The sequence below is a fragment of the Nocardioides sp. cx-173 genome (assembly GCF_021117365.1).
GTDB lineage: Bacteria > Actinomycetota > Actinomycetes > Propionibacteriales > Nocardioidaceae > Nocardioides.
Window position 1 is genome coordinate 2,288,623 of record NZ_CP088262.1, and the last position, 14,322, is coordinate 2,302,944.

At 72.5% G+C, this 14,322-nt stretch carries 16 protein-coding genes; 9 read left to right on the forward strand and 7 right to left on the reverse strand.

Annotation, left to right across the window (positions count from 1 at the left end; genetic code table 11):
- Positions 1-20: 20 nt before the first annotated feature.
- Positions 21-1,124, forward strand: a complete 1,104-nt coding sequence (gene galK / locus LQ940_RS11095) for a galactokinase (RefSeq protein ID WP_231243509.1) — start codon at positions 21-23, stop codon at positions 1,122-1,124.
- Here galK and LQ940_RS11100 read toward each other — a convergent pair.
- Complete coding sequence (locus tag LQ940_RS11100; protein WP_231243510.1) at positions 1,111-2,418, reverse strand: DUF2252 domain-containing protein; 1,308 nt, start codon at positions 2,416-2,418, stop codon at positions 1,111-1,113. The two genes, galK and LQ940_RS11100, sit on opposite strands and share 14 nt — an antisense overlap.
- A gap of 117 nt (positions 2,419-2,535) precedes the next feature.
- Here LQ940_RS11100 and LQ940_RS11105 point away from each other — a divergent pair, with 117 nt between their 5' ends.
- From LQ940_RS11105 to LQ940_RS11115, 3 genes are all read left to right on the forward strand, one after another.
- Positions 2,536-2,823, forward strand: a complete 288-nt coding sequence (locus LQ940_RS11105; RefSeq protein ID WP_231243511.1) for a YiaA/YiaB family inner membrane protein — start codon at positions 2,536-2,538, stop codon at positions 2,821-2,823.
- A gap of 122 nt (positions 2,824-2,945) precedes the next feature.
- Positions 2,946-3,308 carry a hypothetical protein gene (locus LQ940_RS11110; RefSeq protein ID WP_231243512.1) on the forward strand — a complete coding sequence of 121 codons (363 nt, stop codon included), beginning with the start codon at positions 2,946-2,948 and terminating at the stop codon, positions 3,306-3,308.
- A gap of 116 nt (positions 3,309-3,424) precedes the next feature.
- The gene (locus LQ940_RS11115) at positions 3,425-4,174 is read left to right on the forward strand and encodes a hypothetical protein (RefSeq protein ID WP_231243513.1); all 750 of its coding nucleotides are present in this window, start codon (positions 3,425-3,427) and stop codon (positions 4,172-4,174) included.
- Between the two features lie 72 nt (positions 4,175-4,246).
- Here LQ940_RS11115 and LQ940_RS11120 read toward each other — a convergent pair whose 3' ends face one another.
- Positions 4,247-5,464, reverse strand: coding sequence for an acyl-CoA dehydrogenase family protein (locus LQ940_RS11120; protein WP_231243514.1), 1,218 nt, complete (start codon positions 5,462-5,464; stop codon positions 4,247-4,249).
- Positions 5,464-6,828 carry an acyl-CoA dehydrogenase family protein gene (locus tag LQ940_RS11125; RefSeq protein WP_231243515.1) on the reverse strand — a complete coding sequence of 455 codons (1,365 nt, stop codon included), beginning with the start codon at positions 6,826-6,828 and terminating at the stop codon, positions 5,464-5,466. The genes LQ940_RS11120 and LQ940_RS11125 overlap by 1 nt, the downstream gene beginning before the upstream one ends.
- A 77-nt stretch (positions 6,829-6,905) precedes the next feature.
- Between LQ940_RS11125 and def the strand changes: the two genes are divergently transcribed.
- Together def and LQ940_RS11135 are read left to right on the forward strand one after the other, a co-directional pair.
- The gene (gene def, locus LQ940_RS11130; protein ID WP_374229531.1) at positions 6,906-7,499 is read left to right on the forward strand and encodes a peptide deformylase; all 594 of its coding nucleotides are present in this window, start codon (positions 6,906-6,908) and stop codon (positions 7,497-7,499) included.
- 3 nt (positions 7,500-7,502) lie between these two features.
- Complete coding sequence (locus LQ940_RS11135) at positions 7,503-8,138, forward strand: sulfotransferase family 2 domain-containing protein (protein WP_231243516.1); 636 nt, start codon at positions 7,503-7,505, stop codon at positions 8,136-8,138.
- A gap of 90 nt (positions 8,139-8,228) precedes the next feature.
- Here the strand turns inward: LQ940_RS11135 and LQ940_RS11140 are convergent, their stop codons facing one another.
- Together LQ940_RS11140 and cobA are read right to left on the reverse strand one after the other, a co-directional pair.
- Entirely contained in the window at positions 8,229-9,032 is an 804-nt protein-coding gene (locus tag LQ940_RS11140) for a TrmH family RNA methyltransferase (RefSeq protein ID WP_231243524.1), read from the reverse strand.
- A 10-nt stretch (positions 9,033-9,042) separates the two neighbouring features.
- Complete coding sequence (cobA, locus tag LQ940_RS11145) at positions 9,043-10,266, reverse strand: uroporphyrinogen-III C-methyltransferase (RefSeq protein ID WP_231243525.1); 1,224 nt, start codon at positions 10,264-10,266, stop codon at positions 9,043-9,045.
- Positions 10,267-10,336: 70 nt separating this feature from the next.
- Between cobA and LQ940_RS11150 the strand changes: the two genes are divergently transcribed.
- Positions 10,337-10,858, forward strand: coding sequence for a YbhB/YbcL family Raf kinase inhibitor-like protein (locus tag LQ940_RS11150; RefSeq protein ID WP_231243526.1), 522 nt, complete (start codon positions 10,337-10,339; stop codon positions 10,856-10,858).
- Positions 10,859-10,881: 23 nt separating this feature from the next.
- On the opposite strand, the gene LQ940_RS11155 is transcribed toward LQ940_RS11150, so the two are convergent.
- Both LQ940_RS11155 and LQ940_RS11160 read right to left on the reverse strand, forming a co-directional pair.
- Entirely contained in the window at positions 10,882-11,478 is a 597-nt protein-coding gene (locus tag LQ940_RS11155) for an FMN reductase (protein ID WP_231243527.1), read from the reverse strand.
- A complete protein-coding gene (locus LQ940_RS11160; RefSeq protein WP_231243528.1) occupies positions 11,475-12,596 on the reverse strand; it encodes an LLM class flavin-dependent oxidoreductase in 1,122 nt (373 codons plus the stop codon). Before LQ940_RS11160 ends, LQ940_RS11155 begins: the two co-directional genes overlap by 4 nt.
- 135 nt (positions 12,597-12,731) lie before the next feature.
- On the opposite strand from LQ940_RS11160, the gene LQ940_RS11165 reads away from it, so the two are divergent.
- Positions 12,732-13,532 (forward strand): ABC transporter permease, encoded by an 801-nt coding sequence (locus LQ940_RS11165; protein ID WP_231243529.1) that lies wholly within the window; start codon positions 12,732-12,734, stop codon positions 13,530-13,532.
- The gene (locus LQ940_RS11170; RefSeq protein WP_231243530.1) at positions 13,525-14,322 is read left to right on the forward strand and encodes an ABC transporter permease; all 798 of its coding nucleotides are present in this window, start codon (positions 13,525-13,527) and stop codon (positions 14,320-14,322) included. Before LQ940_RS11165 ends, LQ940_RS11170 begins: the two co-directional genes overlap by 8 nt.

Below are 14,322 nucleotides of genomic sequence, written 5' to 3' on the forward strand. Positions count from 1 at the left end.
CCAGAGCCTAGGGTCGGGGCATGACATCGTCCGTCGGCCGCTCCCCCGGCCGCGTCAATCTCATCGGCGAGCACACCGACTACAACCAGGGCCTCTGCCTGCCGCTCACCATCCCCTACGCCACGACCGTCACCGCGACCTCCCGTGAGGACGACGGCGTCACGGTGCGCAGCGACACGCAGGACGAGCCGTGGACCGGCACCCACGCCACCACGGGCCCCGGCGCCGCCGAGGGCTGGGCGACGTACGCCGTGGGCGTGCTCTGGGCCCTGCAGGAGGAAGGCTGGCACCTGCCCGGCGTCGACCTCGAGGTGCGGAGCACCGTGCCGATGGGGGCCGGGCTCTCGAGCTCGGCCGCACTGGAGTGCGCGGTCGCGGTCGCCGTGTGCGGGCTGACCGGGCGCGAGCTCACCGGCGACCTGCGCCATCAGCTGGTGGCGGCCTGCCGCCGCGCCGAGAGCGAGGTGGCCGGCGCCCCGACCGGCGGGCTGGACCAGAGCGCGGTGCTCCTCTCCGCGCCCGGCGCCGGTCTGCTGATCGACTTCGAGGACGGCTCCACCCGCGATGTGCCCCTCCCGTGGGACGAGGCCGGGCGCACCCTGCTGGTCGTGGACACCCGGGTCTCCCACGCACTCACCGACGGCGGGTACGGCGCCCGCCGTCAGGACTGTGAGGCCGCCGCCGAGGCGCTCGGGCTGCCGTCGCTGCGCCGCGCCACGCTGCGCGACGTCGGCGGGCTCGACGACCCCCGGCTCCGGGCCCGTGCTCGCCACGTGGTCACCGAGAACGCCCGCGTCGCCGACGCCGTCGCGGCCGTCGAGAGCGGCGACTGGGCCGCCCTGGGGGAGCTGATGATCGCCTCCCACGACTCGCTGCGCGACGACTACGAGGTCTCCTGCGCCGAGCTCGACCTGGTCGTCGCGACCGCGCTGGACGCCGGCGCGCTCGGCGCCCGCATGACCGGCGGCGGCTTCGGAGGCTCGGCGATCGCGCTGGTCCCGGCCGAGCGCGCCGAGGCCGTGCGCAGGGCGGTCGACGCCGCCTTCGCGGCCGCCGGCTTCGCCGCACCGCGCCACCTGGACGCCGGCCCGAGCGGCCCGGCCGAGCTCCTCAGGTCGCCGTGACCCCCACGCGCCCCTCCCGGAAGGCGTGCACGAAGAGCGCGTGGTCCTCGCGGACCCGGTCGGCGTAGCCCATCGCGAAGTCGGTCACCCAGCGCACGAGCTCGCGCCGCCGGCCCTCCACGCTCTCCGCGATCGCCTCCTCGACCTGGAAGTCGACCAGGTCCTGGTCGCTGTCCTCGTCGGAGGCGCAGTGGATCTTGGCGGTGGCGCGACCCAGCAGGTCGACCACCTGGGCGATCTCGCGGGGCTCGGTGACGTTCGACCAGTCGAGGTCGACCTCGTACGGCGACAGCTCGCTCACGACGTAGCCGACGCCGTCCAGCTCGGTGTAGCCCAGCATCGGGTCGGTGTGCACCTGCAGGGCCCGCTGGCTCACGACCGTGCGGTGGCCCTCGTGCTCGAAGTACCGCTCCACCTGGGTGGTGTCGACGAACCGGCTGATGGCCGGCACGTTGGCCTGCTTCATCGACAGCACGACGTCGTTGTCCAGGGCCTGGCTGTAGCCCTCGACCAGCACGTTGTACGCCGGCAGCCCGGCGCTGCCGATGCCGAAGCCCGACCTGCCGACGACGTCGCGCAGCTCGTAGAAGAGGTCGCGACCGGAGCGACGGCGCTCCGGGATGGTCTCCAAGTAGGCCTCGAAGGCCTGGACCACCTGGGCGCGCTCCCGCTTGCCCAGACGGCGCACCCCGCGCCCCTCGCGGAAGAGCCGGATCCCCTCGATCTCCTCGGTGCTGGCGTCGAGCAGCTCGGCGCGGCGCTGGTGCCGCGCGAGGACCAGCGCCTCCTTCACCGGTCCCTCGGTGTTGTCGAGGTGCAGCGCGAAGTCGTCCTCCTCGCTGTGGCGGTACTCGTCCACCTGCGACAGGTACGCGCGCAGGTAGCGGCCGATCAGCCGCCTCACGTCGTCCTCGGGCAGCGCCTTCTGCCAGCCCACCAGCGCGAGCGACGCCGCGAAGCGCTGCAGGTCCCAGGTGAACCGCCCCAGGTAGGCCTCGTCGAAGTCGTTGATGTCGAAGACCAGCCGGCCGTCGGAGTTGAGGTAGGTGCCGAAGTTCTCCACATGCAGGTCACCGTGCACCCAGATCCGGCCGCTGCGCTCGTCGGCGAACGGGTCGTCGGCGCCGCTCACATCGGCGTAGAACAGGCAGGCCGTGCCCCGGTAGAACGCGTGCGGGTCAGAGGACATGGTGCGGAACTTGCCGCGGAACGCCGCCGGGTCGGCCTCCATCAGCGGCGCGAACGCGTCGCCCAGCGTCGACACGATCAGCTCGGTCCGCTCGTCCCCGGTCACCCGGCAGAGACTGCCATGCTCCGCCTCACCCATCCAGAGCGTGTGAGGGCGCGTACTCAGACGCAGCCGGGTACGCGGGCCGCTCCCCCACGGCCCTACGACGGACAGGCTGGAGGCATGAGCACTCCGACCCCCTCCAAGAACACCAACGCCTTCTTCGCGCAGGCCGCGATCTCGTTCGGCATCGCGCTGCTGACCATGATCTTCGCGATCCTCTACCTGCCGGTCGACCCGTGGATCCGGGCGTTCCTCGGCCTCGGGACGCTGTTCCTCACCACGTCGTGCTTCACGCTCGCCAAGTGCGTGCGCGACACCCAGGAGAACCAGTACGTCGTCTCCCGGCTCGACCAGGCGCGCGTCGACAAGATCCTCGCCGAGCACGACCCCTTCCGTAGCGTCTCCTGACCCCCGGCTCCGCCTCGCTCCCCCGTCCCAGGGCGGGCGCACCGTCCCGGACGGTGTGCCCGCCCTTCTGCATGCTGGTTGAATCGCCGGTAGACCGTTCGCGACGACGACAGGGAGTGCCCGTGGCAGCCATCGACCGGATCAAGAGCGCCGCGTCCGGGGTCGTGGTGATCGGCACCGCGCTCGGCGCGAGGGCGACCCGCACCGCGCGACCGCTGCTCGACAGGGCCGTCCAGGCGGTGCGTGCCCGGACCGGCACCGGCATGCCGACGCCCGTGGTGCCCAGTGCCGCCCCTGCCCCCGCGCCTGAGCGCCGAACCGCGCCGCAGACCCAGTCACCACCGGCATCCGGGCTGCCCACGCCCGCGGCGGTGGCGCGGAACATCGCACCGCACCCGCCGACTCCGAGCCCCGCCAAGGCGAAGCCGGCCAGAGCCTCGGCGCCGGGCGCCAAGCTGCCGGTACGCCGCAGCGCCACCGACTGATCCCGCTCGGGGCGCCCCGGCGCGCTCCGCTGGTGCCCAAGGTCACCCTGACCAACCGCGTCCCGGCTCGTTGGCTGGGTACAGGCATGACGAACGCACCGACGAAAGGACCTCCTGTGGCCCGCAAGAACCCGATCAAGACGATCACCGACGTCGCCCTCGGCACGGCGGAGACCGCCGCCAGCCTGACCGTCGAGACCGCCAAGGGTGGGGTCGGGCTGGGCAGGCTCGTCGCCGGCGCCATGGCCGCCAAGGCCTCGGAGACCGTCACCGCGCTGCTGCCCGGCCGCACCCCGGTCGCCACTCCGCCGGCCGCCGCGCCGCGGGGCACGGCCGCGGAGAGCCTCCCCGCCGCGGTGCCCGCAGAGGTCTCGCGCAAGGTCCAGGGCGACGCCCTCGCTCCGGAGACCGCGGCCAGGGTGGCCCCCACGAAGGCTCCTGCCCAGAAGGCTCCGGCCAAGAAGACGGCCGCGAAGAAGACTCCGGCCCAGAAGACGCCGGCCCAGAAGACGCCGGCCAAGAAGTCCGCCGCGAAGAAGGTCGCCGCGCCGAAGGTCGAGGTCGACCCCAGCACGCCGGTCAACGTCACCGAGGAGCTGGGCCTGGACCCGTCTCCCGTCGCCAAGAAGGCTCCGGCCAAGAAGGCTCCGGCGAAGAAGGCGCCGGCCAAGGCACCCGCCAAGAAGGCCGCTGCGAAGAAGACACCGGCGAAGAAGGCACCCGCCAAGAAGTCGCCCGCCAAGAAGGCCGCCTCGCCGTCGGCGGAGCCGTTGACCGACATCGACAAGCAGGCCGACACCGAGCACGTGGACGTGACGCCCGCCGACATCGCGCCGGTGGTGGCGAAGAAGTCGGCCGAGGGCTGAGCCTCCCGACCATCGACGACGCGCGAAGGCGGCGGATCCCCATGGGGCCGCCGCCTTCGTCGTCGGGGGGGGCTACTTCAGCTCGGCGCTGGAGAGCCCGAGCACGCGCCGGGCCACGATGAGCTGCTGGATCTGCTGGGTGCCCTCGAAGATGTCGAGGATCTTGGAGTCGCGGGCCCACTTCTCCAGCAGCTCGGTCTCGCTGTAGCCCACCGAGCCGGCCAGCTCGACGCAGCCGAGGGTGATGTCGGAGCCCACCCGGCCGGCCTTCGCCTTGGCCATCGAGGCCTCCAGCGAGTTGGGCTTGCGGTTGTCGGCCATCCACGCCGCCTGGAGGGTGAGCAGGTACGCCGCTTCCCAGTCCGCCTCCATCTGCAGCAGCCGGGCCGCGGCGGCCGACTGGGTCTGGGCGGGTCGGTCGTAGTCGACGGTGACCCCCGCCTGCGCCAGCAGGTCGCGGGTGAGGTCGAGCGCGGCGCGGGCGCAGCCCACGGCCATCGACGCCACCAGTGGGCGGGTGTTGTCGAAGGTCGCCATCGCGCCGGCGAAGCCCTGCGAGGTGTCGACCTCCGGTGAGCCGAGGAGGTTCTCGGCGGGGACTCGGCAGTCCTCGAAGATGATCGTCGCGGTGTCGGAGGCCCGGATGCCGAGCTTGTGCTCGAGCCGGTCGACGCGCATGCCGGGCGTGCCCTTCGGCACCACGAACGACTTGATCGCGGCCCGTCCGAGGCTCTTGTCGAGGGTCGCCCAGACCACGATGTGGTCGGCGCGGTCGCCCGAGGTGACGTAGATCTTCTCGCCGTTGAGCACGTAGTGGTCGCCGTCGAGGGTCGCCGTGGTCGAGATGTTGGCCGAGTCGGAGCCCACGCCGGGCTCGGTGATCGCCATGCCGGCCCACACCCCGGCGAACCGCTGCTGCTGCTCCTCGTCGGCGACCGAGGCGATCGCGGAGTTGCCGAGCCCCTGGCGCGGCATGGACAGCAGCAGCCCCACGTCGCCCCAGCACATCTCGGCGATGGACATCACCGAGGCCAGGTTGGTGCCGTTCCTGACCCCGGCGTCGGCACCATCGGCCTCCTCACGGCGTACGCCGGCGGCGCCCGCACCCTCGCTGGCGCCGGACTCGGCGAGCCCGTCGATCATCGCGGCGAGCATGTCGAGCTCCTTGGGGTACTCGTGCTCGGCGCGGTCGTACTTGCGCGAGATCGGGCGCAGCATGTTCATGGCGACCTGGTGGGCCTGGCCGACCAGGGGGCGGAGCTTCTTCGGGTCGTCGAGATTGATGGCCATCAGACCAGCACGCTTCCTTCCATGACGCCGACCGCGCGCAGGTCGCGGTACCAGCGCTCGACGGGGTGTTCCTTGACGAAGCCGTGGCCGCCGAGCAGCTGGACGCCGTCGAGGCCGATCTGCATGCCCTTGTCGGCGCACAGGCGCCGGGCCAGCGCGACCTCGCGCGCGAAGTCCTTGCCCGCGGCGGCTCGGGAGGCCGCCTTGTAGGTCAGCAGCCGCATGGACTGGAGCTCGATCGCGATGTTGGCGACCATGAACGCCACCGACTGGCGGTGCGCGATGGGCTCGCCGAACGCGTGGCGCTCCTTGACGTAGGGGGTGACGTAGTCGAGCACCGCCTGGCCCGTGCCGACGGCGAGCGCGCACCAGGCGAGCCGCGAGAGGCGCACGCACTCGGCGTACGAGGTGCCGTCGGTGTCGCCGAGCACCGCGTCGGCCGGGACCGCGACGTCGGTGAGCGTCAGCCGTGCCAGCGAGGCGGCGCGCACGCCCATCGCCGGGTCGCCCTCGACCGCGAGGCCTGGGGTCGAGGACTCCACGAGGAAGAGCACCGGTCGACCCTCGAGCGAGGCGCCGACGACGAAGAGCTCGGCCTGCGCGCCACGCGGGACCAGGGTCTTGACGCCGTCGAGGACGTAGCCGCCGGGGGTGCGGGTCGCGGTCGTCGAGGGGCTCAGGACGTCGAAGAGCACCGTGGGCTCGTTGAGCGCGAGGGCCGCGGCCGGGACGTCGTCGCCCGTGAACGCCGGGAGGTAGGTCTGCTGCTGGGCGTCGGTGCCCCAGAGCCCCAGGGCGGTCGCGACCGAGCCGGGCGCGAGCGCCGCGACGGCCAGGCCGAGGTCGCCGTGGGCGAGGGCCTCGGCGACGAGGGTGCCGGCCATGGCCGAGCGCTCCTCGGAGATGCCGCCGAGGGACTCGGGCACGCCGAGGATGGGCAGGCCGATCTCCAGGCTGGCCTTCAGCAGCGGCTCGGGAGCCGCGCACGCCTCGTCGGCCTCTGCGGCCGCCGGGCGCACGACCTCCTCGGCGAACTCGCTCACGACGTCGACCAGCATCTGCTCGTCCTCGGTCGGCGTCAGGTCGAAGACGCCCGGCGTCGGCGCGGGCGCCGCACGGACCCCCGGCTCCCCCGCGCGCCCCGACGCCGCGAAGGTCCGGCTCGCGGCGGTGAGGGTCTTGAATCCGCCACGCGTCACCGTGAAGACGGCCTGCTCGGCCGGCTTGCGCAGCCGCACGCGGTCGAGGACGTCGCTCTGCGCCAGCCGGTTCAGACCGGCGACGAGATAGCCGATGGGGTCACGCGACTCGCCGCTCGGGACGCCGTGCCGGCCGCCGGGACGCAGGCTCTGGAGGAGGGACATACCGATAATGTAACTGGGAGTTACACTTGCCGCTACACCATGTCGGGTGCGGCAGGTCACACCACTACGATGGCTCCGTGCCTGATCCGGAAGCCCCCAGCGTCCTCGCGCCCTACGGCCCCCTCCCCACCGGTGGTCGGGTCCGCCCGATGACCCGGTGGGGCACTCCGGTGATGCACCGCCCCCAGGCCCTCGTGACGACCTACGACGAGGAGCTGACGGCCCTGGCCGCCGACATGGTTGCGACGATGTACGCCGCCGACGGAGTCGGCCTCGCGGCGTGCCAGATCGGCGAGGACGTCGCGATGTTCGTCTTCGACTGCCCCGACGAGTCCGGGCAGCGCACGGTGGGCGTGGTGTGCAACCCGGTGCTGAGCCTGCCGGAGGGTCGCGACCGGGTGCTCGACGAGGACGACGAGGGCTGTCTGTCCTTTCCCGGGGCGTTCGTGGAGCTCGCCCGCCCCGACACCGCGACCGTGACCGGCACCGGCCTGGACGGCTCGCCGGTCACCTTCTCCGGCGACGGCCTGCTGGCGCGCTGCCTGCAGCACGAGACCGACCACACCCTCGGCACCGTCTTCGGCGACCGCCTCCCGACCAAGCTGCGCAAGCGTCTGCAGAAGCAGCACGACAAGGTCGCCGACGAGTACCCCGAGACCTGGCCGGCCTGAGGGATGCCGATCTTCCTACGCGGGGGACGCGCGGTGCTGTTCGTCCACGTCCCCAAGACCGGGGGCACCAGCATCGAGCGGGTCTTCGAGCGCGCGGGATGGTCCACCTACCTCCTGGAGACGCCGGACACCGAGCGCGAGCTGGTCGCCGTACGCAAGTGCTCACCGCAGCACTACCACGCGGAGCTGCTGCGGGCGCTGCTGCGGCTGGGCCGCTTCGAGGCGACGTTCATGATGGTGCGCGACCCGCTCGCGCGCTTCCGCTCGGAGTTCCTGATGCGCCACAGCCGTGAGCCGCGCACGTCGGCCGCCGACGTCGAGGAGTGGGCAGACCGGTTGCTGCGCCGCTACCGCAGCAACCCGTTCGTGCTGGACAACCACGTGCGGCCCCAGAGCGAGTTCCACCTCAAGGGGGCGACCGTCTACCGGCTGGAGGACGGCGTGGACAGCATGGTCGGCGACCTCAACGCCCGCCTCGGCCTCGACCTGGACCCGGCGGTCCCCCACACCATGCACGGCACCCAGAGGGCGGGCCTGCCGAGCTCCGCCGTGGAGCTGTCCCCGGCGCTGGTCGACCGGCTGAGCGACTTCTACGCCTCCGACTTCGAGCTGTTCGGCTACCCACGCCCCGTGCCCTGACGGCGGGCCGAGGCCCGCGGTTTGGTCACAAACCGCAGGTTCCGGGCTCCGGAACGTGCGGTTTGTGACCAAACCGCGCCCACGTCGACGTCAGCGGCGGGCGGTGACCCAGCAGGCGACGGCGCAGGCGGCGGCGACGTTGAGGGAGTCGATGCCCTCGCGCATCGGGATGACGGCGCGCCGGTCCGCGGACTGCTCCCATCGCGAGGACAGCCCGTGGCCCTCCGAGCCCAGCACCAGCGCGACCCGGTCCAGGCCGGCGACCGCCTCCTCGATCCCGACGGCGTCGTCGGCGAGGGTGAGCGCGACCGTGGTGAAGCCGCGGGCGGACAGGTCGGGCAGGGCGCCGTACCAGTCGGGCAGCCGGGTCCAGGGCATCGTGAACACAGCGCCCATGCCGACCTTGATCGAGCGCCGGTACAGCGGGTCGGCGCAGCGCGGAGCGAGCAGGACGGCGTCGAAGCCCAGGGCTGCCCCGCTCCGAAAGACGGCACCCACGTTGGTGTGGTCCACGAGGTCCTCCAGGACCAGGACCGAGCGGGCACCCGCCAGCACCTCGTCGATCGAGCGCAAGGGCGGGCGGTGCAGGGAGGCGAGCGCGCCGCGGTGGACGTGGAAGCCGGTGACCTGCTCGGCCAGCCGCTCCTCGAGCACGAAGCACGGAGCGTCGGAGCGGTCCAGCACGTCGGCCAGCCCGTCCAGCCAGCGCGGCGCCATGAGGAACGACCGGGGCTCGTAGCCGGCCTCGACCGCACGCCGTACGACCTTCTCGCCCTCGGCCAGGAACAGCCCGTGCTCCCCCTCGAGATGCTTGCGCAGCTCGACGTCGCGCAGGTCGCGGTAGTCGGCGAGCCGGGGGTCGTCGGGGTCGTCGATCGCGATCAGCTCGGCCATCAGGACCCCATCACGCGAAGCGCTCGGGATGGGCAACCGCGACGACCTCGCCGACGACGATGATCGCCGGAGGCAGGACGGCGTGGGCGCTGAGCTCCTCGGTCAGCGTGCCGAGGGTGGCGAGCACGGTCCGCTCCCCCGCCATGGTGCCGTCGGCGATGACCGCCACGGGGGTGCCCGCGTCGCGGCCGCCACGTACCAGCGCCTCGGCGATGGCCGGCGCGTTCTCCACCGCCATCATCAGGACCAGGGTCCCGTGGAGCGCCGCGACGGCGGCCCAGTTGGTCAACGACTCGGGGTGGCCGGGCGGGAGGTGGCCCGAGAGCACGGTGAATTCGTGGGCGACGCCGCGGTGGGTGACCGGGATGCCGGCGACGGCGGGTACGGCGACCGGGCTGGTCAGGCCCGGGATCACGGTCACCGCGACCCCGGCCTCGCGGCAAGCCAGGACCTCCTCGTAGCCGCGGCCGAAGACGAAGCTGTCGCCGCCCTTGAACCGCACCACCCGCTTGCCGGCGAGCGCCCGGTCGACGATGACCCGGTTGATCTCCTCCTGCTGCGCGGAGCGGCCGCGCGGGAGCTTGGCCACGTCCACCAGCTCGACGTCGGCGGGCAGCTGGCCGAGCAGCTCGCGCGGAGCCAGCCGGTCGGCGACCACCACGTCGGCCTCCATGAGCGCCTTGCGGCCGGCGACCGAGATCAGGTCCGGGTCGCCCGGACCACCGCCGACCAGCGTGACGCCCGGGGTGTGCGTGCGCTGGTGACGGCCGTGGATGGTGCCCTCCCGGAGACCGGCCAGGATCTCGTCGCGCACCGATGCGGAGAGGCGCGGCTCGCGGTTGCCGAGCACGGCGACGGTGACGCCCGCGGCGCGGCCGACGGCCGGCGTCCAGGCGGTGGCGTCGCTCGCGTCGTCGGCGCGCACGCAGAAGACCCGCCGCCGTTCGGCCTCCGCGGCGACGCGCTCGTTGACCTGCGCGACGTCGGTGACGGCCATGGCGTACCAGGTGTCCTCCAGGTCCGCCTCCGCGAACCCGCGCCGGTGCCAGGTGACCTCGCCCGCTCCGACCAGGCCCTCGATCGCGGGGGTGACGTCCGGGGAGACGACGTGGACGACGGCGCCGGCGGCCAGCAGCTGCGGGACGCGGCGCTGCGCGACATGGCCACCGCCCACCACCACCACCCGCCGGCCGGCCAGGCGCAGCCCCACGGGGTACGTCGCGATCTCGTCCACGCGCTCATCATCGCCGGTCCCGCGTGCGGGGTGATGGCCAGGGTTCGGTGCGGCTACTAGGTTGGTCCGCATGAGTCTCGAGCGTCCTCGCAGCCCGAACCCCTACGACCTCCTGCCCTCCGTGCCGTCCTTCACGGTCACGAGCACCGACGTGGACCACGGCGAGCCGCTCAAGGACGACCAGGTCGCGGCCCAGGGCAACACCTCCCCCCAGCTCTCCTGGGAGGGCGCGCCCGAGGGCACCAAGAGCTACACCGTCACCTGCTTCGACCCCGACGCCCCCACGCCGAGCGGCTTCTGGCACTGGGTGCTGGTCGACCTGTCGGCCGACGTGACGTCGCTGGACACCGGCGCGGCCGCCGGGCCGCTTCCCGGCAACGCGTTCCACGTCCGCAACGACGCCGGCGAGCTCGGGTTCAGCGGCGCCGCCCCGCCGGAGGGGGACCACGCCCACCGCTACTACTTCGTCGTGCACGCGGTGAAGGACGAGTCACTGGGGGTGGACGCCGACGCCTCCCCTGCGGTCGTGTCGTTCAACCTGGCCTTCAAGACCCTCGGCCGCGCGATCCTGCACGGGACCTACCAGCACTGAGCGAGTCGGCCGCCAGGCCCGGCTCAGGTGCTGAGGCCGCGGAGTCGGTCGGCGAACGGCGTGGGGTCGGCGAACTCGTCGCGGACCACGTGCAGTGAGCGGCGGCCGCCGAGCAGGTCGGCCAGCTCGCCCGCCGCCCGCTCGATGCGCTGCTCCAGGCCATGGTCGCCAAAGTCCTCGGTCGCCGCGAACACGCCCGTGGGCACGACGACCGCGCGCAGATAGGCGAACAGCGGCCGCAGCGCGTGGTCGAGCACCAGCGAGTGGCGCGAGGTGCCCGCCGTGGCGCCGATCAGGACCGGCTTGCCGATGAGCAGGCCGGGCTCCAGCACGTCCACGAAGGTCTTGAACAGGCCGCTGAACGATGCGCTGAACACCGGCGTGACCATGACCAGCGCGTCGGCCTCGCGGACCTGGTCGAGCACCGCCTCGAGCTCGGCGTTCGGGAATCCGGTGAGCAGGTGGTCGGCCAGGGCATGCGCGAGCGGGCGCAGCTCGACGACGTCCACCTCCGCGCCGGCGCCGAGCCGGGCTCGCACCGCGTCGGCCAGGCGATCGGTGAGCAGCCGGGTCGACGAGGGCGACGACAGGCCGGCCGAGACGGCGAGGACGCGGGTCATGCCGACACCGTCCCCACGCCCCCCGCCCGCTCGACCGACCCGGCCGCGGCGTCTCGCGCGGCCACGAGTCCGGCGTGGGTGGGCCCGTCGGGCACGTGGGCGGGACGCCCCTCGGCGAAGCCGGCCCGCAGGTCGGGCAGGATCTCGCCGAGCAGGTCGAGCTGCTCCAGCACGGTTTTCTGCGGCAGGCCCGCGTGGTCGACGAGGAACAGCTGGCGCTGGTAGTCGCCGACGTACTCGCGGAAGCCGAGGGTGCGCTCCAGCACCTCCTGCGGGGAGCCCACCGTGAGCGGGGTCTGCGAGGTGAAGTCCTCGAGCGAGGGACCGTGGCCGTAGACCGGGGCGTTGTCGAAGTACGGACGGAACTCCCGGACGGCGTCCTGGCTGTTGCGGCGCATGAAGAACTGCCCGCCCAGCCCGACGATCGCCTGGTCGGCGGCGCCGTGACCGTAGTGCTCGAAGCGCCGGCGGTAGAGCTCGACCATCTGCCGGGTGTGCGAGGCCGGCCAGAAGATGTGGTTGTGGAAGAAACCGTCGCCGTAGTAGGCCGCCTGCTCGGCGATCTCGGGGCTGCGGATGGAGCCGTGCCACACGAACGGGGGTACGCCGTCGAGTGGGCGCGGCGTGGCGGTGAAGCCCTGCAGCGGCGTGCGGAACCGGCCCTCCCAGTCGACGACGTCCTCGCGCCACAGGCGGTGGAGCAGCGCGTAGCTCTCGATCGCGAGATCGATCCCCTGACGGATGTCCTTGCCGAACCACGGGTAGACCGGGCCGGTGTTGCCGCGGCCCATCATCAGGTCCATGCGGCCGTCGGTGAGGTGCTGCAGGGTGCCGTAGTCCTCAGCGATGCGCACCGGGTCGGTGGTGGTGATCAGCGTGGTCGAGGTCGAGAGCAGGATCCGCTCGGTCTGCGCGGCGATGTAGGCCATCGTGGTGGTCGGCGAGGAGGCGACGAACGGCGGGTTGTGGTGCTGGCCGACGGCGACCACGTCGAGCCCGACCTGCTCGGCCTTCTTCGCGATCTCGACCTGCGCCTTGATCCGCTCGTGCTCGCTCGGCGTCCGCCCGGTCGTCGGGTCGGTGGTGACGTCGCCGACGGTGAAGATGCCGAACTGCATGTTGCCCATCTCCTCGCACTGGTTGAACGATCTATTACCCGCTCCAACCCGCCCGCGACCTGCGCTATTCCACTCGCCTCGAACGTCCCCGCCAACGTCCCCGCGAACGCCGTCGAGTCGTGGGAGGCTGCGGCAATGCCCCTGCACGTCGCCGTCGCGACGCGCGCCTTCAAGAGGTACTCCACCTACGTGGGGGCCACGCTCGCCGGCATCTTCACCAACTGCGTCTTCGGCGTGATCGCCTGCTTCGTCTACATCGAGGTGTGGGGCCAGAGCCCCGACGCCGGCGGGTACGACGTCACGGACGCCGTCACCTACGTGTGGCTGGGGCAGGCGATGATCATGACCGTCGCGATCTGGGGCGGCGGCACCCCCGACGACCTGGCCCAGCGGATCCGCTCCGGTGACGTGGTGATCGACCTCTACCGTCCCGTCGGGATCCTGGGCTGGTACCTCGCCGGCGACCTCGGCCGGGCGGCGTACCACTTGCTCACCCGCGGCGTCGCGCCCACGGTGGTCGGCGGGCTGCTGTTCGACCTGCGCTACCCCGCCGACGTCGTGACCTGGGTGTGGTTCCTCGCGGCGCTCCCGGTGGCGGTCACGGTCAGCTTCGGGCTGCGGATGCTGGCCGCGCTCACCGCGTTCTGGCTGCTCGACGACCTCGGGCCGCGGATGCTGCTCGGCTTCGCGGCGCTGTTCTTCAGCGGCCTGACCGTCCCCCTGGTGATCCTGCCCGGCGCCCTGCGCGACGTCGCGATGGTGCTGCCCTGGGCGACGTTCCTGCAGGTGCCGGCCGACATCTGGCTGGGCAAGCGCACGGGCGCCGAGGTCGCCGAGGGGCTGGCCTTCATGCTCGGCTGGGCCGCGGTGCTCCTCGTCGCCTGCGCCTACGTCCTGCGCCGCGCCGAGCGCCGGGTGGTGGTCCAGGGTGGCTGACGCGGCGGTCGACTACTACCGGATCGCGAGCCTGTGGGTGCGCTCGTCGATGGCCTACCCGGCGTCGTTCTGGATGATGGCGATCGGCAGCTTCCTGATGACCGGGCTCGACTTCGTCGCGATCTGGGTGCTGCTGCGCAACGTCGACGAGCTGGGCGGGTTCGGCCTCACCGAGATCGGCCTCCTCTACGGCGCCACGGGGCTCGGCCTCGCGTTCGCCGACCTGCTCGTGGGTCGGGTGGACCGGCTGGGCCAGATGATCCGGCTGGGCCGCCTGGACACGATGATGACCAAGCCGGTGCCGCTGCTGGTGCAGGTGTGCGCCGACGAGTTCGCGCCGCGCCGCTTCGCCCGGGTGGCGCAGGCGGGGATCGTCTTCGTCTGGGCGGCGACGTACGTCGACTGGTCGCTGCCGCGGGTCCTGGTCGCCGCCGAGATGCTCCTCAGCGGGGCGGTGATCTTCTTCAGCCTGTTCGTCGCGCTGGCGTGTGTGCAGTTCTGGACCGCGGAGGGCACCGAGTTCGCCAACGCGTTCACCTACGGCGGCAACCAGGTCACGCAGTTCCCGATGTCGGTCTTCCCCGCGGAGCTGGTCAAGGCGCTGACGTTCATCCTCCCGATCGCCTTCGTCAACTGGTACCCCTGCCTCTACCTCCTCGGCCGCGAGGACCCCTTCGGCCTGCCGAAGGTTTTGCAGTTCGCCTCCCCCGTCGCGGCCGCCCTGTGTCTGGGCGCCGCCGTCCTCGCCTGGCGCTTCGGCGTCCGCCACTACCGATCCACCGGGAGCTGA